The sequence below is a fragment of the Mucilaginibacter sp. genome (assembly GCF_041663085.1).
Classification (GTDB): Bacteria; Bacteroidota; Bacteroidia; order Sphingobacteriales; family Sphingobacteriaceae; genus Mucilaginibacter.
In genome coordinates, this window is record NZ_JBAZRC010000061.1 from 1 (window position 1) to 23989 (window position 23989).

General features: G+C 41.7%; 22 protein-coding genes and 2 tRNA genes. 8 read left to right on the top strand and 16 right to left on the bottom strand.

Annotated features, from left to right (window positions below; genetic code table 11):
- Positions 1-138: 138 nt before the first annotated feature.
- The 3 genes from WC615_RS12690 to WC615_RS12700 all read right to left on the bottom strand — a co-directional run bounded on the left by WC615_RS12690 (position 139) and on the right by WC615_RS12700 (position 1670).
- Entirely contained in the window at positions 139-645 is a 507-nt protein-coding gene (locus WC615_RS12690; RefSeq protein ID WP_372978464.1) for a hypothetical protein, read from the bottom strand.
- A 70-nt stretch (positions 646-715) separates the two neighbouring features.
- Positions 716-797: transfer RNA gene (locus WC615_RS12695), tRNA-Leu, on the bottom strand.
- An 84-nt stretch (positions 798-881) separates the two neighbouring features.
- Positions 882-1670, bottom strand: a complete 789-nt coding sequence (locus WC615_RS12700; RefSeq protein WP_372978465.1) for a cobalamin-binding protein — start codon at positions 1668-1670, stop codon at positions 882-884.
- Positions 1671-1733: 63 nt separating this feature from the next.
- Between WC615_RS12700 and hscB the strand changes: the two genes are divergently transcribed.
- Positions 1734-2258: a Fe-S protein assembly co-chaperone HscB gene (gene hscB / locus WC615_RS12705; RefSeq protein ID WP_372978466.1), complete on the top strand. Its 525-nt coding sequence runs from the start codon at positions 1734-1736 to the stop codon at positions 2256-2258.
- Positions 2259-2280: 22 nt separating this feature from the next.
- Positions 2281-2360: transfer RNA gene (locus WC615_RS12710), tRNA-Leu, on the top strand.
- Between the two features lie 86 nt (positions 2361-2446).
- On the opposite strand, the gene WC615_RS12715 is transcribed toward WC615_RS12710, so the two are convergent.
- On the bottom strand, positions 2447-3340 hold the full coding sequence (locus tag WC615_RS12715; protein WP_372978467.1) for a winged helix-turn-helix domain-containing protein: 894 nt from the start codon (positions 3338-3340) through the stop codon (positions 2447-2449).
- Between the two features lie 149 nt (positions 3341-3489).
- On the opposite strand from WC615_RS12715, the gene WC615_RS12720 reads away from it, so the two are divergent.
- From WC615_RS12720 to WC615_RS12730, 3 genes are all read left to right on the top strand, one after another.
- Positions 3490-4593 carry a WD40/YVTN/BNR-like repeat-containing protein gene (locus WC615_RS12720; protein WP_372978468.1) on the top strand — a complete coding sequence of 368 codons (1104 nt, stop codon included), beginning with the start codon at positions 3490-3492 and terminating at the stop codon, positions 4591-4593.
- An 81-nt stretch (positions 4594-4674) separates the two neighbouring features.
- Positions 4675-5322 carry a YceI family protein gene (locus WC615_RS12725; protein WP_372978469.1) on the top strand — a complete coding sequence of 216 codons (648 nt, stop codon included), beginning with the start codon at positions 4675-4677 and terminating at the stop codon, positions 5320-5322.
- 18 nt (positions 5323-5340) lie between these two features.
- Entirely contained in the window at positions 5341-6417 is a 1077-nt protein-coding gene (locus WC615_RS12730) for a two-component regulator propeller domain-containing protein (protein WP_372978470.1), read from the top strand.
- Between the two features lie 17 nt (positions 6418-6434).
- On the opposite strand, the gene WC615_RS12735 is transcribed toward WC615_RS12730, so the two are convergent.
- From WC615_RS12735 to map, 3 genes are all read right to left on the bottom strand, one after another.
- The gene (locus WC615_RS12735) at positions 6435-7481 is read right to left on the bottom strand and encodes a PmoA family protein (RefSeq protein ID WP_372978471.1); all 1047 of its coding nucleotides are present in this window, start codon (positions 7479-7481) and stop codon (positions 6435-6437) included.
- A gap of 2 nt (positions 7482-7483) precedes the next feature.
- On the bottom strand, positions 7484-8842 hold the full coding sequence (locus WC615_RS12740; RefSeq protein ID WP_372978472.1) for a Gfo/Idh/MocA family protein: 1359 nt from the start codon (positions 8840-8842) through the stop codon (positions 7484-7486).
- Positions 8843-9054: 212 nt separating this feature from the next.
- A complete protein-coding gene (map, locus tag WC615_RS12745; protein WP_372978473.1) occupies positions 9055-9816 on the bottom strand; it encodes a type I methionyl aminopeptidase in 762 nt (253 codons plus the stop codon).
- 94 nt (positions 9817-9910) lie between these two features.
- Here map and WC615_RS12750 point away from each other — a divergent pair, with 94 nt between their 5' ends.
- Together WC615_RS12750 and WC615_RS12755 are read left to right on the top strand one after the other, a co-directional pair.
- Positions 9911-10762, top strand: coding sequence for a helix-turn-helix domain-containing protein (locus tag WC615_RS12750; protein WP_372978474.1), 852 nt, complete (start codon positions 9911-9913; stop codon positions 10760-10762).
- 86 nt (positions 10763-10848) lie between these two features.
- The gene (locus WC615_RS12755) at positions 10849-11583 is read left to right on the top strand and encodes an AAA family ATPase (RefSeq protein ID WP_372978475.1); all 735 of its coding nucleotides are present in this window, start codon (positions 10849-10851) and stop codon (positions 11581-11583) included.
- Between the two features lie 46 nt (positions 11584-11629).
- Here WC615_RS12755 and WC615_RS12760 read toward each other — a convergent pair whose 3' ends face one another.
- From WC615_RS12760 to WC615_RS12770, 3 genes are all read right to left on the bottom strand, one after another.
- Positions 11630-11848 carry a hypothetical protein gene (locus WC615_RS12760; protein ID WP_372978476.1) on the bottom strand — a complete coding sequence of 73 codons (219 nt, stop codon included), beginning with the start codon at positions 11846-11848 and terminating at the stop codon, positions 11630-11632.
- Positions 11849-11976: 128 nt separating this feature from the next.
- Complete coding sequence (locus tag WC615_RS12765) at positions 11977-12771, bottom strand: phosphatase PAP2 family protein (RefSeq protein WP_372978477.1); 795 nt, start codon at positions 12769-12771, stop codon at positions 11977-11979.
- A gap of 60 nt (positions 12772-12831) precedes the next feature.
- Positions 12832-13584 carry a DUF481 domain-containing protein gene (locus tag WC615_RS12770; protein ID WP_372978478.1) on the bottom strand — a complete coding sequence of 251 codons (753 nt, stop codon included), beginning with the start codon at positions 13582-13584 and terminating at the stop codon, positions 12832-12834.
- 160 nt (positions 13585-13744) lie between these two features.
- Between WC615_RS12770 and WC615_RS12775 the strand changes: the two genes are divergently transcribed.
- Positions 13745-14593 carry a hypothetical protein gene (locus tag WC615_RS12775; RefSeq protein WP_372978479.1) on the top strand — a complete coding sequence of 283 codons (849 nt, stop codon included), beginning with the start codon at positions 13745-13747 and terminating at the stop codon, positions 14591-14593.
- 87 nt (positions 14594-14680) lie between these two features.
- Here WC615_RS12775 and WC615_RS12780 read toward each other — a convergent pair whose 3' ends face one another.
- The 6 genes from WC615_RS12780 to WC615_RS12805 all read right to left on the bottom strand — a co-directional run.
- A complete protein-coding gene (locus WC615_RS12780) occupies positions 14681-17152 on the bottom strand; it encodes a glutaminase domain-containing protein (protein ID WP_372978480.1) in 2472 nt (823 codons plus the stop codon).
- A 71-nt stretch (positions 17153-17223) separates the two neighbouring features.
- Positions 17224-18639 (bottom strand): glycoside hydrolase family 125 protein, encoded by a 1416-nt coding sequence (locus tag WC615_RS12785; RefSeq protein WP_372978481.1) that lies wholly within the window; start codon positions 18637-18639, stop codon positions 17224-17226.
- A gap of 70 nt (positions 18640-18709) precedes the next feature.
- Positions 18710-19876, bottom strand: coding sequence for a glycoside hydrolase family 76 protein (locus tag WC615_RS12790; RefSeq protein WP_372978482.1), 1167 nt, complete (start codon positions 19874-19876; stop codon positions 18710-18712).
- Between the two features lie 68 nt (positions 19877-19944).
- A complete protein-coding gene (locus WC615_RS12795; protein ID WP_372978483.1) occupies positions 19945-21081 on the bottom strand; it encodes a SusE domain-containing protein in 1137 nt (378 codons plus the stop codon).
- Between the two features lie 42 nt (positions 21082-21123).
- On the bottom strand, positions 21124-22764 hold the full coding sequence (locus tag WC615_RS12800; protein WP_372978484.1) for a RagB/SusD family nutrient uptake outer membrane protein: 1641 nt from the start codon (positions 22762-22764) through the stop codon (positions 21124-21126).
- Between the two features lie 11 nt (positions 22765-22775).
- Positions 22776-23989 (bottom strand): TonB-dependent receptor domain-containing protein (locus tag WC615_RS12805; RefSeq protein ID WP_372978485.1); only part of this gene is annotated, 1214 nt, incomplete at its 5' end.

Consider the following 23989-nt stretch of genomic DNA (forward strand, 5'->3'; position numbering starts at 1 on the left):
AATGTTTTGGCTGTGGCGCCGAAGGTGGGCCAATGGAGTTTTTGATGAGGATTGAAAATAAAAACCGCACTAAAGTAATTGCCGATATAGCCGAAAAGACCTTCCCGATGTAAGTATTGGATGGATTTTCTTTAGTGTTTATTTTTCAAACTCTCTGCTCTTAATAACCCATGCAACTCTGTCAATTTCAAATTGAGCTTCAAAAGCTTTTATCATCGATAAATATCCGTCTTTCGAAAACTCATACGGCGGTATTTTTTCAAACCACTTCACTTCCGAACCAATACTTTCGGCTTGCCAATCTTTTGTTATATCCAAACCCATCCGGCGCCATTTCACTGTATCATTAAGACACTCTACTTCGGCTACGATAATTGTGCATGAAAAGTCCCGATCGTCCGGACACATTAAAATAGGGCAAACGTTTACGGTATTCAAAACAGTCGAAATGCGTTTCCAAACTATTTTGCTTTCGGCATCAATTTCCATTGCAAAAAGCAAAGTTGGAATAGTGCCCCTATACATTTCTCCGGGATATTGCTGTTCTAATTTTTCATCCAGCCACTCACCATCAATTTTAATATTGAGGAAATCGCCGTAAACTTCATAATCGCTTTTGTCTGTATGTGCCTCAATGGTGTTCATAAGATGCAATTTAGAAAACAATTAACAAAAAAAGCCGCTAACTTATTCAGTTAACGGCTTTTAAACTTAGTGCGGAAGAAGGGACTCGAACCCCCACGCCTCGCGGCGCCAGATCCTAAGTCTGGTGCGGCTACCAATTACGCCACTTCCGCGTTTGGTTTTTTTCAGAGAGTGCAAAGATAGCTTTTAATAGCAAACTTTAAAACGGAATTTTACTTTTTTGTTTATCTGCCTCATTACTTTGCTGTTAATTTATTAATAAGTTTATTAAAGTACCCCGGTGAGTGTAATAACCTGCTCCCGTACCACGAAAACAGCTCGCCATCTACTAATTCAATCTTTGCACCAGGCAGTATCTGTTTAAACTCATCAATATGTTTTTGAGCGAATGGATAAGGTTCTGACGAGAGCAACAGCACATCGGGGCTTACGGCAATTATTTCATCGGCACTCAGTTCAGGGTAGCGACCTGTCTGTATTACATTTTCAAAACCGCATAACTGCAACATACTATCTATAAAGGTATCGTTACCAGCTACCATATAGGGTTTACGCCATATCAGGTACATCACCCGCGGTTTAGACCGTGCCGGTAATAACGATTGGAAATTATTAGCAATTTTATCTACAAACTCTCCTGCTTTACTTTCCGCACCTGTTATCTCCCCTACTTTAGCTATCATATCAAGCGCGGTTGGCAGGTTGTGGATATCGCTTATCCAAACCGGGTAATGCTTCATCAGCTCTTCTATTTGGCTTTGCTCGTTCTCTTCTTTATTAGCGATGATCAGATCGGGCTGCAGGTTGTGTATAGCTTCGATATTTAGCTGTTTGGTGCCCCCTGTTTTGGCTATGCGCTTTACCTTGTCTGCCGGGTGGATGCAAAATTTGGTTACGCCTACCACACGTTCGTCCAAACCAAGGTCAAACAGCAGTTCGGTTTGGGAGGGCACAACGGATATGATCCTTTTTGGCGTTTGCTGCACATGCACAGCCTTGTTCATCTGATCGTAAAATACCGGCATACTTTTATGGTTAGGCTAAGGTAAAGTAAATTTCGGCCACCAAAAATTCGTATTTTTGTGCCGATGAATTATTTTGAATTTTACGGGATAGCCGAAACATTTAAGCCGGATGCCGCGCTGCTTAAAAAGCAATTCTACGCTTTCAGCAAGCAATATCATCCCGATTTTTTCGCCAATGAGGATGATGCGAAACAGCAGGAAATACTGGAGCTATCTACCCTGAACAATAAGGCTTACCAAACGCTTAGCGACCCAAATAAACTGCTCGATTATATTTTAAGGCTGCATAACCTGGTTAGCGAAGGTGCAAAACCACAGCTTCCGGCAGATTTTTTAATGGAGATGATGGACATTAACGAACGCCTGATGGACATTGAAACTGCCGAACAGTTTGGCCACATAGGCGCGGAAGTAGCTGCCATTGAGGGCGATATGGCCGAAGAGCTGAGCGCACTTACAAAAGATTACGAAAGCCTTAAGGATACCGCTAAAGAAAGCAGGCTAAATGATATTGCAAATATTTATTACAGGCAAAAATATCTGTTGCGAATTAAAGAGAGTTTAGATACATTTGCAGCCCGCTTCTAAGCAATTGTCGCTTAAATAGCATGCCCAGCTGGCGGAATTGGTAGACGCGCTGGTCTCAAACACCTGTGGGAAACCGTGCCGGTTCGACTCCGGCGCTGGGTACAAAGCCTGATACGAAAGTATCGGGCTTTGTTGTTTGTATGCGGTTCGGGTCCTTTCCTCCACAATACAATTATACTTCATACTTCTTATGGGTTAATTTCAAGCTTATATCCTTTGCCGCGTATAACAACGATGTTGATTTTGGGATCAAATTCCAGTTTTTTTCTAAGCTTTGATATAAACATATCCAGGCTGCGCCCTACAATAACACCTTCATCTTCCCATATCTCTTTTTGCAGCCGGCTTCTCTCTATAATCTGGTTAGGAGATAACGCGAAAATGAGCAGCAGACGGGTTTCAGTTCCCGTCAGGTCTATTGTCGTTCCATTGATTATCAGTTTCCGATTTTTCGCATCAAACAAAACTGAGCCCAAAGTAATCATGCCCGTATCCTGACCGTCCTCAGGTAAGGCTCTCCGCGGTTTACCCGATCTAAAAAAAAGAAAACCAACAAATGCTAAAAATGGCAAACTGCCCAGCAGATATTCATTCTTTACGGTATTTATACCCGCCGGTTTAAATTTAATGTTGATCATGTAAGATGCTTTGGGTTGCTGTCTTCCTATACAAGCTACAATATCATCTTTTTTATTTTTGGATATAGCGTATCCAAAGGCAACACTGGAGTTGCCACTGTTCAGAACGTTGACAACATAATCACCTGCGAGCGGGTCTTTGGCCAATAAGCGCCGGGTAGTATTCACCAGTGAGTCTGGCTGAAAAGTAAGCTCATTCTCAAACCTAATCTGGTACTCATTTTCAGCGATCTTTTTTACGGGAAGAACCCTTGATTTACCATCGCCCGATTGTAAGAGCAGTTCATGTCCTATCCTGCGGAGCAACACTTCTCTTCTGGCGATATCAAAGTCGCCACTGCCGGTCATACCAAAAGCTGCGCATATCACAGAGGCACACAAAAGCAGCATTAATCCAAAGAGGTACTTGCCTTTCCCGGACAGGAGATTTTGGCTATCAAGCATAGTGTCAAGTATTTATTTACAAAGGTTACATTTTTATTTACAATCCAAATTCCCCGCGCCGAAATATATCAAAGTAAGTTTGCTGCATCAATTCTGATAGGATCAAAAAATAGATTATGAAGCATATGCTTTACTTAAAATTTAAAAAAATGAAAAGATTATTTGTATTTGTTCCGGCTATCTTCCTGGTATTATTTCTACTAAATTCTTTTGTGCTAAAAGAAAAGGAAGCAAAAAAGAAACCAATAAAAGAAGGCAAATCATCGGCGATTGCCAACATCATTTTTAAATCTGCTGATGGCGGACAAACATGGCAGAACATTAGCGAAGGACTGCCTGCAAAATTGCAGAAAGAAGGTGTGTGGAGAGATGGTTTATTTGCAAATGACCGTGGGCTATATTTACGTACCGGAAATGGGATTTATCACAGTGAACCAAATTCCACAACTCCTTTTTGGACAAAAGAAATTTTCCCTGGTACACAACGTAACATTGCCCCTGACAAGAATGGGATGCTTGCATATAATTTCAGGGGGCAATTTTTACAAAAAATAAACGGAACGAATAATTGGTTGCCCGTATACACAAATTTTCAAGAACAAGCCGTACGCATAGACAGAACGATAGATTGGATGTACAAGAATTATAAAGAGAGAGAAGTACGCACCGTTTTTGAAACTGCCGGAGGCACGGTTTTCATTGGCTCCAACAACAGCCTTTTTAGATCCACTAACAGTGGAAAAACCTGGAAACAAGTGCATGTTGGAGACGGTAGAGCAAAATTGGTAGAGTCAAACAGTGTACTCCTGACTACCAGCAAAGATGGAATATTAAGATCGACCGATGATGTCCAAAACTGGGATCGTGTGATTAGTGAAGGGGGTGTTGGCATCACTGTGGAACGTATAGATGGAGGATTTGCGGCTATAGTCTACAACACAAAAACCCAAACAAACAGCATACATATTTCACTGGATAGTGGAAAAACCTGGAATTCCATAGGCGAAGAACTTCAACCTTCCTGGGGTAGTTTATTCATGAAAAAAATAGGCTTACTTAAATCTTCATCGGATATTTTATCAATTAAACAAATGGGTGAATATTTAATATGTGGCCGCTCAGATGCTATATTCCGGTCATCTGACATGGGCAAAACATGGAAAAAACTGTTACTTCCTGCTATAGAAAATTATGGCTTCAATTTATCTGTTTCAGGCAATATAATTTATGTGATACCAAATAAAGGATGTTAAAAAAATCCAAAACTCAGCAACAATGTATTGCTGAGTTTAAATCATTTGTCAATTATTATTAATCAATATCATTTCTGCAGTATGAGCAACAAGCTATCAGTCACTTACTTAATTTTAATTATCGCCCCTTTGGTCTTCGGTTGCCGTGAACCTATAATAAACAAAAATAATGCATCAGCAAGTTCCTTATCCTTACATGTTGGGAATGAAAAATATATTATAGTAGATACAAAGGAAAGTGTTGTAACATGGAAGGGTTCTAGTCTAAATGGTTTAAACACTCAAACAGGGTACGTAAATATATCAAAAGGAGAATTGATGATTGAAAACGGCCAACTTATGGGTGGTACAGTTGAAATCGACATGAATACAATTGAAGACAAAAAGCATGGGCGTGATAATAAACTTGTTAATCATTTAAAGGATGCTGATTTTTTTGAAGTTGAAAAATTCCCTTTTTCAACAATCGTAATTACCCGGGCCGAATCAATAAGTGGTGAGAATAAAAAAGTTACAGGTAACTTAACCATCAAAGGTATCACACACCCGGTTACTTTTCCGGCCAAAATGGAAGTTAAGGGCGGAATTGTCAAAGCAAATGGCAAACTGGTCATTGATCGAACAAAATGGGATGTCCGATATAAATCAGCAAAGTTCTACGATAATCTAGCCAACCAAACCATGTCGGATTCCGTTGAATTCAATATCAAGATCTTAGCAAAAAAATAAACACCTGAATTTAGGTTTTTGAAATTCTTATTAATTAAAGAGATTATGAAATGCGCACAAGTATATGCCTTGCTCCTGATGTTTGCTTTTTTCACCTCCTGTGGACAAAACCGAAAAGAAGGAAAAAAAATCATGATCAACTCCGAAACCATAGGAGTAATTACCGCCCACGGACCTAAAAGGATAACTCGAAATGTAATACAAGATAGAAAGGGCAACATTTGGATTGCTGCATTTGATGATATTTTCCGGTACGATGGAAAGTCTTTCACCAATATTACAAGTAAAGTGAGTTCGGCCCGCTTCTTTTCTGTTTTAGAAGATAGAAAAGGCAACTTGTGGTTCGGCTCTATTGGCGCAGGTGCTTATTATTACGATGGGAAATCCTTTACAAATTTCACAACCAGGGAGGGGCTTCTTGATAATGCAGTTGGCAGTATTTATGAAGATAAAAAAGGTAACATCTGGTTCGGTGGTTCCGGAGGAGCAAGCCGTTACGACGGGAAGTCCTTTCGAAATTATATCTTAGATGGGAATGCCATGTATGAGGATAAGAACGGGGAAACTATTCCGAAAAGACAACTTTATGGCGTCGGTCCTATCATTGAAGATAAAAACGGAGGATTTTGGTTCGGCGCAGGTGGCGTGTTTCGATACGATGGAAAATCCTTTACAAATTTCACCCATAACGGCAAACCTTTTAAGAATGTTCGTTCGATAATCGAAGATAAAAAGGGCAATATTTGGCTGGGTGGAGCTGATGGCCTTTGGCGTTATAACGGCAGTACATTTACCAATTTTACACAAGATTTTGTTGGGCATATATACGAAGATAGAAAAGGCAATATTTGGACTAGTTCACAAAAAGCTAATGAAGGCAGGTGTGTACTTTCCCGCTATGATGAAAAGTCATTAACCGATAAAAAGCCAACTGTAACCGAAATAATGTCAAAACATGAAGGTAATAAAGGAATGATATTTGGAATTTTAGAAGCTAATGATGGAAGTATTTGGTTTGGCACTATGGTGGATGGGGTGTGCCGTTATGATGGAAAGACCATCGCCTGCTTTAAAGGGAAACAGGATCAGAAGTAATGTGTATAGCCAATATTTTACTTTTTGGCAAAACTCCCGGCAAGCGTATTGAGTTGCGCTACACTAATAGTTTTACTACCGTTGTTAATCACAATCTGATACCTGAAAGTTACCGATTCACCCTTTTTCAGGGTCAGCATTTTCTCTGATTTGCCGTTGGTAAAAATCTTTTCGCCAAGCGGGTTAGCGGCAAACAAACCATACCCCCGGGCATGCCAAAACGTTGGATAATTGGGGTTTTTAGGATGATCTATGATAGCAATGCTTACCGAATCGGCCCCCATTTTACCAAAAACTTTGCACCATATTCCTCTGCTGCTCCAGGCATCGTTGCCTGTTTTACCGGCACTGGTTATATAATTACCATTAGCCACCTTATCTGTACCTCCTTTCACTACGGTTACATTGCCTTTATCATCAGTAAAATTCTGATCTTCCGTAGTCGGCATTTGTAATTCATGAGCTAAGCGAAGCCCAAGCATTCCATCTTTCGCATCTTTAAAAAAAGCATCCTTATCTGCTTTTAAAGTGGTGAAACGATCAATTACCCGCTGGTTTTCGTTGCCGCTAAATTCATAACGGGTTGTTTCTTCCAGTATAATGTTTTTTTGTTGGTCGGTCCAGTTAGCGTGATAAATTAACACACCGGTATCGCCGCTTTTTGTCTCCAGGATGCGGTCGGTGCGCACCCAGCCATAAAGCTTCTTCTTATTTGCAGGGATAGCGTAAGAATTATTCCAGAAATCTAATCCGTTTAAACTTTCAAAGTTAAACCAAAGGCCTATATGATGTGGATGATCGGTAGGATCGCCTGCCCGTGATTGAAGCGGGAAACTTCGGGTAACAACAGTTCCGTTAGCGGCATGCAGTGGATATAACACCGGTTTCTCTAATGTATCGGGATACAGGAAACTGGTAAACGGTCTGCCGCCAATAGCAACATCCACCTTATTTTCATTTGCAGATTTTAGCACCGTAACCTGTTGCGCTTTTTGGGCAAATACCACCGGGCTTAAGCTTACCATAGCTATAACAAAACCTAACCTTTTAAACCTGATTATCATAATTAGTATTTAAATATTTTGCCGTTTGCCATTACTTCCTGTGTTTTTTCATCAAAGGTGGCCTTGTAACCTGTATGCACTGCGGCATTGGTCATGATATTGGCTATAGAGTGGCTATACCCTGCTTCTACCGGTGCATTGGGCTCTTTACGGCTGCGTACACATTCCATCCAGTTACGTACATGGTTTGATGTTAATACATCGCCGCCTGTATTAGCCGAGGCTACTACTTTTTCGGTATTTGCCAAACTTATTTCCGGTAATAAATTAGCTTGCATGTTCATGGCAGCAGCCATCTTTTCTGTTAAACCACCTTCCGGTGTAACTTTATTGGTATTTAGGTTTAACTCGCCGCCATTTGAGTAATAGATCTCTGCCGGGTGTTCATCCCCATTATGCATGCGCGAGCCAAAGGTAACCTGGAAGCCCGTTGACAGATCATCCAGCGGACCATAATCAAATGCGGCTAAAATGGTGTCCCAGTTCCGGCGGCCATCTTTCCATTTATAAATACCGCCATTAGCCACTACGCTACGTGGATGTTTTAAACCGGTAAACCAGTGTACGGTATCAATCTGATGGCTCATCCACTGGCCAGGCAAACCCGATGAATATGGCCAGAACAGCCTATATTCTAAATATATACGAGGGTCAAAAGCTTCATAAGGGCGGTTCATAATAAAGCGCTTCCAATCGGTATCCTCTTCTTTTAACTGGCTTAACAGTTCAGGCCTGCGCCAACGCCCCGGCTGGTTAACATTCCAGGTTAACTCAACCATCGTAATAGGGCCAAATTTACCCGATCGGATAAAATCGTTAGCAGCATGGTAGTTGGCTCCGCTCCTGCGCTGTGAACCTATCTGCACAATTTTACCCGATTCCTTAATGGCCTTAAGGGCAGCACGGTTATCTTCCATGGTTTCGGCAAAGGGTTTTTCTACATAGGCATCACATCCTGCTTTTACCGCCTCAATGGCATGGCGAGCGTGCTGAAAATCGGCAGTGCTGATAAATACCGCGTCAATAGTTTTGCTGTCATACAATTCCTCATTGTTCCGATAGGCCTTTACGTCATTCTGCATTTTTTCTTTCCAAACAGCAGCACCTTCTTCCCTGCGTTTTTTCCAGATATCTGATACACCCACCACCTCAAAATTAAGTTCCTTATAGTGGTTCATAAAACTTGGTATATGAGAACTTTTGTGCCTGTCTGAAAAACCTATAACACCAACCCGTACACGGTCGTTGGCACCAATAATGCGTTTATAACTCTTAGCGTTAGTCCAACTGGTTTTGGTAAGCAATACACCGGCGCTGGCCACTGCAGTTTGCCTGATAAAGTTACGGCGCGATTTTTCCATGCTGCTTTAAAGAATTTTAATTTAGGTTATATGAAACTATAGTGCTGACCATCCGGCAGGCAGGTTTCATCATTAAATTTTTTAAAAATAGGTATCTGGTTGTCACTGGTTAGCAACTAAACCAAATATCGATGAAATTACACAAAAAGCAATATTATTTTTTCAGGATTAAATGTAACAATAATGCGTTTGGCCCTAATTTTCAGCCGCATTTATATTCCATTAGCTGCTGTTAAAATTATTGGTTTGCCTGCTGTTATCAATATCGTGTGTTCATGCTGGGCTACAAATCCGCCTTTGCTGCCTGTTAAGCCCCAATTATCTGCCGCCGTTTCAATAAATTCAGATTTGGTGGAAATAAACGTTTCAATAGCAACAACCGAATCCTTTCTAAACCGCCTGGTTTTATCATAATGGTCGTAATAATTCATTATCGCCTCTGGCTCTTCATGTAAACTTCGGCCAACACCATGGCCGCCCAGGTCTTTAATAACCGTATATCCCGCTTTTTTAGCTTTGGTTTCTATCAGTTTACCAATATCACAGATCCTTATGCCCCCGCTAATTTCAGAAATGGCATCAAGTAATATTTCTTTTGAAGTATCTATCAGGTGTTGTAAACCCTGAATGTCTTCCCCAACAATAAACGAGCACCCATTATCAGCCCAAAAGCCACCAAGTTCTGCTGATACATCAATGTTAATGATGTCCCCATTTTTCAGTACTACTTTGTCTGAAGGAACGCCATGAGCAAACTCCTTGTTAACGCTAATACAGCTATAACCCGGGAAACCATAGGTTTCAAACGGGGCCGACTTTGCACCAAGGGTTTCTAGTAGCTGCCTTCCGTATTCATCTATATCTTTTGTGGACATGCCTATCTTGGTATATGCCCTCATTTTTTGTAAGGTAAGCGCAACAGCCTCACTCACCTTTTTCATCCCCTGCAACTCTTCTTCCGTTTTTACAATCATAATTCGCAAAGCTATGGGTATCTAAATTGCGCCCATAGTAAATATTAGACATCTTAATATTCTCCGGCATTAACATTTCCCGTAAATTTGCAGCATGCCAATAAATTATCTGAAAAAGATACAATTAGGTGAATTTAATGCGGACGGATACAGAATAGGCCCTTCAAAAGAGCTTGAATCTGTTATTGAGGGATTTTATGTTTTCTCCCGAGACCCAAAGGATACTACACACCTTATTTTTAATGATGGGTTCCCGGTGCTTATATTTTTGCAAAATTGCCAGGATACAGTAACTGTTACAGCAGAAAATGACACCTTCGAAATTAAAGCCGCATGGGCAAGTGCCGGCACCATTAAGAATGTTTATGTAAATTATAATACCCATACCAACCCGATTTTTATAGTCCGTTTCTACCCTGGCGCTTTCTATCAGTTGTTTGGTTTAAACGCTCAGCATTTTAGATATAACCCGGTTACCCCGTTTGAATATATTGCTAATAACAACAACTTTAGTTTAGAAGAATTTTTCGGATACAATTCAATTGAAGAAAAGATAGCATTTGTCAGCACCTATGTTCAGAATTCCTCTACAGCGATAAGCCGCCCTGAAAGCTTACATAAAACACTGGATTACATACATAAAATAAAAGGGAACAGCACTGTACGAAATGTAACCAATGATGCCGGCGTAAACTATAAGTGGCTGGAAAGGAGTTTTTTGCAACACATCGGGCTTTTACCAAAAGAGTACATTCAACTGCAAAGGTTTATGCATGCTTACCTTGAGTTGGTTGGAAGCAAGGATGTTGATTTGATGCAAATTGCAATATCAAACGGATACTACGATGCTAACCACTTTTTGAAAGATTTTAAGGCCTATACCGGTAAAACACCTCTGGAATATATCAGGTTTCAATCACAGCCCGATCGCTGTCAAATAAGTTAAAAAACGCAGGCTTTCAGGCTTTCACTTTTAAATTATACCGCCAAAAACGCAATAAGAATTGTAAATTCGTTTTAAAACAATTACTTATGCCATTTTTATCAGGCGTACTGCTCCCCACTTTGCAGGATAACAGTTACCTGCAGCATATCCCGAGCCTTAATAAGGGTTTACAACTCACCTTAAAAAGTAATGTAACATTTTTTGTTGGCGAGAATGGATCAGGCAAATCTACTTTGTTGGAAGGAATTGCTGAACAGTGCGGCTTTAGCCTTCGCGGAGGTAACCGCAACCATAACCTTAACACGGGGTACAAGTTTAATGGCTATGAATCTGCATTGGCATCACATATACAGCTATCATGGACACCAAGAAGAGGAAACGAAGGTTTTTTTATGCGGGCCGAAAGTTTTTTCAACTTCGCTTCTTATATTGATGAACTGGCTACAGAGGATAGCCGCATTTTAAAAGCATACGGCGGCCGCTCTCTTCATGAGCAATCGCACGGGGAATCGTTTCTCGCATTATTCAATAATCAGTTTGAATCGGGCATTTATATTCTTGATGAGCCCGAAGCCGCACTTTCACCTGCCCGCATACTGGCATTTATATCGGTTATACACCAGCTCGAACAAAGCGGCAGGGCCCAGTTCCTGATAGCCACCCACTCGCCTATGCTGATCTGTTATCCCGGTGCTACTATTTACCAGTTTGATGAAGATGGCGTGCGCGAAACCGGTTATGATGATACCGAACATTTCCAGCTTACCAAATCATTTCTGGATAACCCTGCATTATATCTTCACCATTTGATGAGAGGCTAACAAAAAGCCCCTGAAAATTCAGAGGCTTCCTGTTAAATCATTTATATTAGTTCAGCGGATGAGGAATGCCGCAATCTGCAGCGGTACCACCCGGAGGAAGAGAGTCTACACCAGGGATAGCACCATCAGGACAAAAAGTACTACACGAGTGGCTGGACTTAATAGCACCAATAACACAAAAGCAACTACAACCCGCGGGTGGTATTTTTGTTCCGCCTTTAATGTTTTTCAAATCTTGCCTTGATAGCTTTTGAAAACTTTTCATAAATATTTGTTTTTAGGTTAATAATTTAGCTCATGTATTTAACATACACTTAAATCAAATATATCAAAAACAAATAATTATAAATAACCAATTATAAATTAATCTACGGTTAATTTATCCAACACAAACTATAACTGTTTTGTAAATGCAAAACCAACGGTACCGTTGCCAAAACTTGGCATCAGCGAGGTAGTTTTATTTGATTTTTTATCGTGGAAAAGCTTATTCCTGAATAAGGGATAGATAAGATAAGCCGCCTTTGTTGACAAAATACCGAACCCCGCCCCTGCTATAATATCGCTAAACCAGTGGTCGCGGTTATACACACGCAATATAGCTGTTGCTGTTGCAAACGAATAACCGGCAATACCATACCAGGGCGATTTTTCGCTGTACTCCTGTGCCATAAACTCGGCCGCCGCAAAAGCATTACCCGTATGGCCTGATGGGAAAGAGTAACGATTAGAGCCATCGGGCCTGAGCCTGTGGGTTACCTTTTTAAGCGAGAAAGTGGTTAACGCCATTATCCCTTCAGACATGCCGTACAATATCGTCCTGTCTATAAACGTATTTTTACCGTGTACTCCCGCTAAATTCAACCCATACACCATTACCGCCGGGGCGTACTGAAGGTAATTTTCGATGTGGTAATTAAAGTTAGGGTGATCTTCCATCATGTCCTCATATACATGGATATCAATATTGCGAATAGCTTTAACCTTTAGCGATAGCAACCCATAAGTAACAAATACGGCCGGGGCAATGTACGATGCGGCCTTACTTTCCAGGTGGCGAACGGTATCGGGCAAGGCCAATATACCGGATGAATCTATTTTTGCAGTGTATTTTTTAGCAGTATCAGCATTTTGTGCATGAGTTGTAACCCAGGAAATACAAAAAAGCAGGGCGAGTAATTTCTTCAATTGATCTTATTAAATATTAAGTTACTGTAACGTTTATATTTAAATAAAGTTATTTTAATATTAAAACCATTTTTCGGCTGTTAACCCGTAAGTGAATAAAAGGTTTTCGCTATTGGTTCGGTTTACACGATTGTAATTGAGTGATGTAGTAAGGCTAAGCCATTTTTGCACTTTAAAAGACAGGTTGGTAACCGAGCGGATAATAAAATCGCTTTGCCGTTGCATGGAGTTTTGAAGAAAATTAGATCCATCTATCACTATCCTATCTTTTATATTAAACCTAAAAGAGAGGCGTAACGAGTTGCGATAAGTTTCATATTTATCGCGTACGTTATTGGCCAGCATCAGGTCGCTGGAATCGAAAAGTATACCATCGCTTATATTCAGATAGGTATTGGGGCTGTCAAAAAAACTATAGGCAACGCCAGCTCCTGCCAGTAACTGGTTATTTATTTTTAACGAATAGCTGGTGTTGTAATTAGCCAAGCCCCAGTAAAAAAAGTGAGGAAAGGTTTTATAGAGGTTAAAATCAAGCGAGGTAGAAAAATCGTTATTGCTTACGTTACCGTTCTGCTTACCATAGATCCAGTTATTGTTAAAATTTAGGGATACATCCTTCTTTTTAACATTAAACCTGAAGGCATTATTCAGCAGGTAAGCAGTACCATCATTGGTTTTATTGATAGATCCTGACGACTGAAAGGCAGTATGAAAAAACGTAGTATCATTAAACTGCGAATACGCGCTACCCCATACACCCGTAAGTATTGCTGCTAATAGTAAACTTTTAATATAGGTTTGTATTTTCTTCATAGGCATTAAAAATTCAACAAACTTTGTAGTCCCTGGTTTTAACAAACCATTTATCTCATCGCGCAGGCACGTTCGCTAGCTCAAACACACCGCTCACTCAGTATGGCAAAACGGCACCTCTAAAGTCATCATATTGTGATCACTATCAAACAAAAACACTATGAAAGCTTTAAAACTATTTACAAAACCGTTACTGTTATTGGTAATAACAGGCGTAATGTTTGGCTCATGCTCAAAAGAAGCAGGCCCAAAAGGTGATACAGGTACACAGGGCGAACAGGGCAAACAAGGTATTGCCGGCCCTAACGGGAGCACCATATTGAACGGCACGGTTGAACCCGCCAATTCCCTGGGTAAAAACGGCGATTTTTATATCAACACCGCCACCAGTACCATTTACGGGCCAAAAACTGCTACAGGCTGGGGCGCCGGTAAATCTATATTGGGCGCTAAAGGTACTGCCGGTAGTAAAATATTAAGCGGTACGGTTACCCCTGCCGCCACTGTTGGCGCAGTAGGCGATTACTACCTTGATAAAACCAGTTATTCACTCTATGGCCCTAAAATAAGCACGGGCTGGGGTACAGCCATATCGTTAAAAGGCACGGCAAATGTGATCTATTCAGGCTGGAATTATGCGGTAAACTTTAGGGATACCACGGCAGATAATTCGGCAGTGAAGGCCGCCGACCTCCTTGCCCCGGCCCTTAGCTCAGATATTTTAAACAAAGGTATGGTGCAGGTATATTTCGATTTTGGGGGTGGTGTGTACGCCTTGCCATATACCAGCAATGCCGGTGGTAAATTAAACACTATGGCTTACTGGCCAAGGCTTAAACATTTTATTATTACCCGCTTTACTGCCGATAATTCAAACTCTGTATCATTATCAAGCCTTCTGCAATACCGTTATGTAATTATACCGGGCGGCACCGCAGTATCTGTTGCAAAAAAGGTTGACATCAATAATTATGAAGCGGTAAAAAAAGCCTACAATATTCCTGACTGATAGACCGGTTTGTGAGTTAATTAGAAAGCCCGGCGCTGTAATGGCGTCCGGGCTTTTCTTATTGTTGATTTTTGGAGGATTTGCTTTTTACTTCTTCAGCCATTGCTGCTCAAGCACTTTCATAAAGTAACCACCAACCACGCTGCGTGCCTGGAAACCAACCTGCTTGCCGTTGGTAGTTTCGTGCCAGTCGCTGATTGGTACCCGCGACGAGGTTTCGGTAGCATATTTGTAAATCGGGTCGGTAAGGGCTTTAAAATCGTTAGCATTGTCGGCTAAGGTAGCTGTCCATATTATCCAGTCGGATTTTGTGTATGTTTTACGGCTATCCAACGGTAAACCAAATTCGTTTTGTTTGGTCAGGTAGTATTTAATCTCCTTCTCATAAACCGATTTAGGGAACAGGTTAAGGCCTAATAATTTATCCCAAACCAGGTTATATTTCTGGCTCCAGGTATCCGGTTTTTCAAATACTAATGAGTAGTGGTCGCCGGCATCAGCCATTTGCATCCATTTGGCAACAAAATCTTTTGCTACGGTGTGATATTTTGTTGCGGTTGCTTTGTCGCCCAACACATCTGCCAGCATAGCGTATGCACCAATGCCATTTATAGCCTTTAAAGATAAGTTTGCATTACGCGCCAGGTGGCCCGCAAAATCATCTGTACAAAGCTGGTTGGCCGGGTCAAGGCCTTCTTTTATCAGGTAGTTTGTCCAGGTTGTTAAGGTTTCCCAATGCTTTTTAGCAAAGTTTGCGTTACCCTCTGCTTTAGCAATTGCGGCGACAAGTAACAGCATGTTGCCCGATTCTTCTACCGGCATACCTTCGCCATACGTTTGGCCATTGGCAAACGGATAGGTTCCCAGATCATGCGCGGCAAACGGGTGTTTGAACTTACCGCTTTCGCTAAACTCGAAAATACCATTCAGCATACCTTCGGCAAGTTTTGGGTTATAAATTAAAAACAATGGTGCCGATGGGTAAGTAACGTCAACCGTGTTGATGAAGCCACCGCTAAAGTTCTCTTTTGATAACCACAGGATCTCGCCTTTAGGGCTCTGTGCCAAAATATGTGCCGCAATGGCCTGGCGATAAGCAATAGCGCAAAGCTTTGCATATTCCAAACCACCTGCTGCTGATGTTTTAACATTCATGGCATCATCAAACGCCTTACATTTAGCAATGATGGTTTTGTAATCGGTAGCGGCTTGTTTTAATTCGCCAACAATGGTTTTTTTACCATCTTTATTCCACCAGGGCCTTAAGTTTTTACCAAAATACTGTACCGAATAGCCTTCATCGTATCCTATCTCGATAAATTTTTCGACAACGGCATTACCAACCTTACCAAAAGGGATAACAGTATTTAAAAACGCAGCCTCGCCACCGGCTGTAGTAGCCGGTGTTGGTGCGCCAGTAAATGAACCCACCGCCTGGCTGTTATTGCTTATAAATTGTGTCGCTTTTGCAGATGCCGGTGCAGCTACATACAGGTAACCCCAATCTATCCGCAGGTCATCACCCTTCTTTTGTAATAAGGGTTGCTCTTTGGTACCAACCTTTAAAATAGATAGCTGGTTCTGGATATATTTTTGAGCGATAACCGGCTGGTTTGATTTGTTACGTGCCAAATCTGCCGATGCGCCAAAGTATACCTTTACATCGTGCATTTTACTATCGTTCGCTTTTACGCTGTAACTGATATAAGTAACCGGCCTTGATAACAGGTTAAGATCATCCATCAATAATGGAGATGTAAATGTTACCTGCAGATCGGTTTTACCTGCGGTAAAATTATAGATGGTTTGCGTAGCATTAATGGTAACTCCGGTTTGTTTGGCCAGTTTAAGGCCTTTGTTTGTTACAGGTTTTAGTTCATCGGCAAAGCCTGCATCCAGCCAGGCGCCACCGCCTGTATTTACGCAATGCATAGCCAGTACGTTCTCGCCATCTTTTAGCTTATCTGCAACATCTCCTTTTATTTCAATAGGCAGTAAGTCGCCGTTAGCACCAGAACTAACATTTATTTTTTCGCCGTTCAGGTAAACTTCCGCGTCATCATCATGGTGAAGTTTCAGGATCAGTTTATTTACAGGTGTTGATTTTTTGTAAATGAAAGTGCGGCGCACCCAAAGGTCGCGGCTTTTCCAAACTGTTTTAACCATTTTGGGGTCATCGCCAAACGGTGCGATACCGGTTTTCCAGCCTTTATCATTAAAGTTGGCTGCTTCCCAACCATCGGCAGGTTTGGTTTCGCTATATTTTACGGTATAAGGTTTGGTTTCACCATCGGCCACTACAGTGCGGTAGGTAACGGGCTCTTTACCCATAAAGCGGTATATTTCGCCGTCTACTTTTATCAATCCTAACAAGGATTGGTTTTTGCCTGTCCAGTGGCGGGTGGTAGACTCATTCAGATCATCAGAAAACGACCATACGCTAAAATAGGTATTATGCGTAATCAGCGGGTAAGCAGGTGCCTTGGTAGCCTGGGCATTAGCCAGGCTATTAGCAAACACCCCTGCCAGCAGGCAAGCTGTTTTTAAAATGTTTTTCATGGATAGATGTTAAAATTACAGTTATAAAAATTCAGGTAAATATACAAACTAAACCAATTTAGCTTTACAAATTAGCTTAGCAATTTTGGTTTTTGTGTGTATGTTTCCCAAAGCAATTCGCCAAACAAGGTATTGGCCCAGGCAAACCACTTACGGGTGAATTTTGTAGGATCGTTTTTATGGAACGACTCGTGCATAAAGCCCGTACCGCCATGTGTTTTTCTAAGTGTTTCTATACATTCTTTTATCTCGGCATCGTCATTACTGGTGATGGCACGAATAATAATACTGATTGGCCATATCATATCCTTACCAATATGCGGGCCACCTATACCCTCGCCTGCCGTACCTTTAAAAAAGAACGGATTATTTAACGATAAAAGCATTTTGCGGGTGTTTATGTAAACCGGGTCGGTATTTTTTACGGCATCCAGGTAAGGCATACCTAACAGGCTGGGTACGTTGGCATCGTCCATCAGGTTAAAACTACCAAAACCGTTCACCTCGTAAGCGTAAACCTTGCCATAATCAGCATGATCTATCACCGCATGTTTTTGCAGGGCTGCTTCAACCTCATTGGCCAATGCAAGCAATTCGGCAGCTAAAGCATCATCCTTGGCAATTGTTTTTACCATTTCTGATACCTGCTTTAAGCTGGTTACCGCAAAAAAGTTAGACGGGATGAGGTACGAATAGATAGTAGCGTCATCACTCGGGCGGAAGGCCGAGCAGATCAACCCTACCGGTTTTACAGGATAGCCAAAACCGTTCATCGGTACACCATCGGTAGCCCAGGCGGTTTTGCGCTGGAATGAGTACGGCCCGTCGTTTTCTTTACGTTGTTGCTCTTTAAATGTTTTAAGGATGTTTTGTACGGCTGCTTTCCATTGTGCATCAAACGGTGATGTATCGCCGGTAAGTTTCCAGTATTTATAAGCCAAACGGATAGGGTAACAAAGCGAATCTATCTCCCATTTGCGTTCGTGCAGGCCGGGTTTCATATCGGTAACATCGTCCTTCCACTCTCCTACTTTGTTTGGGTCGTCATAAAATGCGTTGGCGTATGGGTCGCGCAGGATGCAAACCACCTGGCGGTTAATAACACCGGCAACCAGTTTTTTCAGATCAGCATCTTTATTAATAAAGGCAATGTACGGCCAAACCTGCGCACTGCTATCGCGCAGCCACATGGCGTCTATATCGCCGGTTATAACGTAAGTATCGGGCTTGTTATTGGTTAGCTTATAGGTAACGGTGGTATCAAGCGTGTTTGGGAAACAGTTCTCGAAAAGCCAGCCCAGTTCAGGGTTCTTTACTTTCGATTTAAATTCGGCTATCGCTTTCTCAACCGATACACTTTTAAACTTCCGCTCCGCTAAAGGTACCCTTACTACAGGAAAAGCGGGTTTAGCCGCTAACGAAAATTTACTCATCAAAACTCCTGCACCTAATAGCGTGGTGCTGCCAATAAATTGCCTTCTCTTCATACTCTTAAATAGGTAAATAAAAAAAAATCTTCCGGGCAAATATAAACCGGAAGATCCATCTCTCAAATGTTTAAAATTTGCCGGCTGCTTTTAACGTGGCTGCGGCTTCCAGCGTAGTTAACCCGCTTATTTGCGTGGTTAGGTCGGTGCCGTTGTTTGCTTTGGGCATTGTTTTCCAATCCGGTCCAACAACAAAGTCGGGCCTGAGGATACCTTTAGCGAACAAAGTTTCGGCGTTATATTTTAAGAACTTAGCGTAAGCGTCGCGATCTGTTGATGATACATCTTCTTTTAGGGTTAAAAGCGTTAGGTACCTAACCAAAATCCCTTTAAACAAGCCACCATCACCATCGCCTTCGCTTTTAAGCAAGCCGCCCGGCGATATATCCAGATCTTTTATGGTAGCTGATGCTGTGCGTACTGCATCGGCCAGGTAACCGGCATCACCCGTAGCATTATAAAGCTCAAGCGCGGCGCCAATAAATGTGCCCTGGTTGTAGGTGAATTTATTGTAGCTTATTTTACCATCACCATCGCCGTTTATACCATCATAAACAATCCCGCTTGATGGGTCAACAAGTTTACCTTTTAACCATGTATATAATTCTTTCGCCAATGTCAGATCGGCTTCGTTTTTTTGCAGGATATAAAGGCGCGCAGCAAAAATTATTGCAGGTGCGTTTGCAGGTGTGTTCTTATAATCCAGCTGCGATTTACGCCAGGCTATACCACCACCCTGGTTGCTGTTTACGCCTGTTTTGATATCCGTCCAAAGCGTATTGGCTGCTGAAAGGTAATCGGCATCGTTTGTTGCCTCGTATGCGCGCAAAGTAGCTAAAGCCAGCCACTCCATATCATCATAGTACTCGTTTTGCAATTTATTGCCGTTTGATATGCGGGTACCATTTAATAACGATTTCATCCGTTGTTTGTAGATATCGTTTTTAGTGCGCAGGTAAGCATCTATAAATGCATCCATGGTATGCGCCTGCGGCCAATAATTGTAGTTGGTACTGCCGGTGTTGTTTTGTTTAAAATAGTTGCCGTTGGCAGATATAAACGCGGCGTAGGTTTTATCCTGCATTGTATCGGCCGTGGCAGCAAAAGTGTAATTTATTACTGCAGATGGTTTGTTACCATAAAGCGGGAAAGGGTTATCCTTAAAGCATGCGGTAAGCATAACAGGGATGAGCCCCGCCAATGCCACCTTTTTTATATGTTGGGTTATGCTGTTCATAAACTAAAGTTTGATGATTTAAAGTTTGCAAAGCCTTAAAAGGCTTTGCAAACCAATGTTAACGCAGGTTAGTTAGCTGTTACAGTGTGCGTATATTCAGGCACAACTGAATTAAACATCACTTTTATGTTAGCCGATTTGTTATCGAAATCGTGGTTGAACTTAAAGCTAAAGTCGTACTGTGAATCATTCTGCGGATACATATAAAAATACGACGGATCGGTACTTCCGTTAGCAGCATTATTATCTGAGTTTTTGCTACCGTAAAATTGAACAGTTGTTTTACCTGCTGCATCCTTAAACGTAAATTTAAATTTGTAACGCTCGTCGCGTCCCCATGATTCCTGGTGGAATACAATAGGTTTAACACCTGATTCCCATGTACCGTTGCTTGTGTAAGGCAGATCAAACCAGATCTTGTTATCTGCCGCAAACCATAAACCTACCGATGTAACCTCAGTTGTTTTGAATAAGGCATCAGCAAAGCTTACATTTATCTTTATCACCTTTTTATCGCCGGTAACAGTGGTTTCGCCACCTTCAACCAGTTTGGTACCATCGTAAGAAAAAACTAAAGGGTTACCGGTTGTCCCATCAACAAGGTGGTACGTACCAGCTTTTAACGAAGTGAATATCTCAAATTTACCATCTGGTGTTTTTTTGAACTTAACCGCTTTGGTTATATCATCGCCGCCTTCGGTTGCGCTGCCTGTAAGGTAAACCGCATCCGGCACTTCAAAACCGGCGGGGCGCTCAACTTCAAATACGCGTACCAGGTCGGTATTTTGCACGTTAATGCCTTTTGATGACCTTACTGTCCATTTAATTTTACCCGATTCCTGGGCTTTGATGCCGTTAAGGGTAGCAATTTTATTCAGATCGCTGTATGACAGGGTAAGTTTGTTATACAAACCGTTACCATCTGATGGTACCGAATAAAGAGGCTTTGAAAAATCGCCGCTCTCTTTATCAAATACCACTTCATATAAAACCAACCCATTATCCTCGGCGCGCGCCTGTTCCCATTCAAAAGAAAGAGAACCTGATGCACCCGAAGGGATCTTCACGTACTTGCCATCCTCAGGCAAAAACAAATTAGTTACAGGCGACACTTTTGTGCTACCTAATGTTTTATCCTTTTTGCAGCCTGTTATTACAACCAGTGCTACGATACCTGCAAGCAGGCTATAAAAAATATTTTTCATGATCTTAATTGATTATAATTTTTTTATAAATAATTAGTGCTTTTACCAACCGGGGTTTTGTGAAAGGTTAGGGTTAATAGCCCTCTCATCCCTTGGTATTGGCCATAAATAATTTTTGCTTTTATCAAACGTGCGCAGGTTGGCGCGTATGTAACCACCATCAACACTGGCATCGGCAAATTTGGCGCCGTGTGCCCAGCCGCTTAATACTGTTTCGGCAGTTTTCCAACGGCGGATATCAAATATGCGTAAACCTTCCATAGCAAATTCGGCGCGGCGTTCGTTACGCACTATTTCGCGCATTTCACTTACCCCAACTGCCGGGAAGTTAAGCGCAGCTGCATCAGTAAAACCTGCGCGGCTGCGTATTGGCCTGATTGTTTGGCCCCATACAGTAGCATCCATCTGGCCTAATTCCATTTTGGCTTCAGCATACATCAATAACACATCCGCATAACGTATCAGTATCAGGTTTAAGCCCGAACCAAAATCTGCAACGTTAGAAGTAGGATCGAAATATTTACGTGTGTAATACCCTGTTGGCGATGAAGTAGCGCCAGGTGCATACTCATCAAAACGAGAGTCGTTAGGGTCAGTACCCGGTTTGGTGTAAATAACTTTGATGCTATTATCCCGCTGTTTCCAATTGTACAAATGGTAAACCACGGTATTAGTTAAACGTGGATCGCGATTAACATATGGGTCATTCTCATCATAGCCAGATCCGGTATCACCGGGTTTTTTACCATTCAACATCAGATAACTGTCAACAAGCTCTTGTGTTGGGGCAATAGCGTTAAGCCTGCCACCTACAGATATTGGAGCCATGTCCCTAAAGTCAGAGTACGACCTGCTGCCGGCTGCCGGCGGTATGTATTCAAGATCAAGCATTACCTCACTGTTGTACTCGTTTTGCGGTAAAAACAGCCCCTCGTACGAATTAAAAAGTGCATAGGTGCCATAGTCTGTTTTACCAATGAGTTTTTCACATTCGGTAACCACATCGCCCCATCTGTTATCATTAAGTAATACCCTTGCCTTTAATGCGATAGCGGTACCTTTGGTAATACGCCCACGGTCGGCATCAGTTAAAGCAGTGTTTACCGGTAAAGCTGCTGCAGCTTCATCAAGCTCACTTAAAATAAAAGCCACTACTTCGGCCTTGGGGCTACGTGCTATTACCTTAGCTTCATCAATCGTCAGGTCTTTTTTCACTAATGGCACATCGCCCCACCAGGTTTCTAACAAATAATAATGCCACGCACGTATAAACTTCGCTTCGGCCTTCATTCGGGCCTTTAATGTGGCATCCATAGAAGTAACCTTGTCAACATTCTCTAAAAAGATGTTACAAGTTTTTATACCCGAATAATGATCGCGCCACTCTTGCTTAAAACGGCCTAAAGATGGATCATAAGTACCGGCTGCAATTGACGCTGCACCGTTGTTATCGCCACGGCCATTATAAGCGTTATCTGAAAGCGCTTCCTGCGAAAAGAAGTAACCGCTATTTGATATCTGCTGGTATGCCCTGTTTAAAACCGTATTTGCTTTTTCAGTTGTTGTCCAATAGTTGCCATCAGTAAAAGCATCAGTTGGATATAGGTCGAGCTTTTTACAGGCCGATAACGCCAGGAGCATTACCAGTGCAAAAGCCGATTTTTTGATATTATTTTTTTTCATGTCCGTGTAGATTAAAGTGATATATCAATACCAAAACCATAGTAAACCGGCAGCGGGTATGACCTTGCGCTGTTTGCACCGCCACCGTTCGGGATGTTTGAACTACCGTTTAGCTCGGATGATTCAGGATCGATAAACTTCATGGGTGAAAAAGTAAGTATGTTTTGCCCTGTGAGATAAACCCTTACTTTGCGCATACCTGCCTTTTTGGAAATTTCTGTAGGTATTGTATAGCCTATCTGTAAGTTTTTTACCCTTAGATATTTGCCATCGAAAATATACATATCAGACCCCTTACGGAAGTTGTTTGTGTTAGACTGGCTACCACTTGCTGCAAGGCGGGGGAAACGGGCATCGGGGTTTTGCGGTGTCCAGTAATCTAACTGGTGCTGGTATATAACCTGCGAATAGTTTACGTGGAAGGGTTCAACCTGCTCGCCGCGTACATACATATCGCGTTTACCTACACCCTGTAAAAACAAGCTCAGGTCAAAGTTTTTTACATTAAGGTTATAGTTGAAACCAAAGGTTAAACGTGGGAAACCATTGCCAAAAACAAACAGGTCGTTGTCATCAATGATACCGTCTTTGTTAACGTCAACATAACGGTTATCACCGGGCTGTACATTTATACCTGCCGGTTTAGGCCCGTTGGTTACATCATCCAAATTTTGGAAATAGCCATCGCGTTTTAAACCAACATACGAACCAATTGGCAACCCAACTTTATTTAAAAGCTGCATCTCGTCAAATGATCTTAGCTGATCGCCACCCTCAAGTTTAAGTACCTTGTTTTTGGTATCGCCAACGTTAAAACCGAATGTATGATTAAACGCACCTGTTCTTAAACGATAATTAACGTTTAACTCCCAACCGCGGTTTTGTACTTCGCCCGCGTTATAATCTGATGCTGATGCACCATAAACACCGGGTACTACAGGTGGCAATAATATATCCCTGGTTATTTTGTTAAAGTAATCTAAACTAACAGTTAAAGCGCTCTTGAAGAAATTAAGATCGGCACCAACGTTAAAGGTAGATGCACGTTCCCAACGGATATCGGGGTTGGCAAACTGTATATCAATTACGCTGACTTGCTGGTTGTTAAAACCATAATAATCATTTTGAGAAACCCTGTAGTTGTTGAGAAACTGGTAGTTACCAACGTTTTGGTTAACCAAAATACCGTATGAAGCACGCAGTTTTACATCGCCCACCTTGTCGC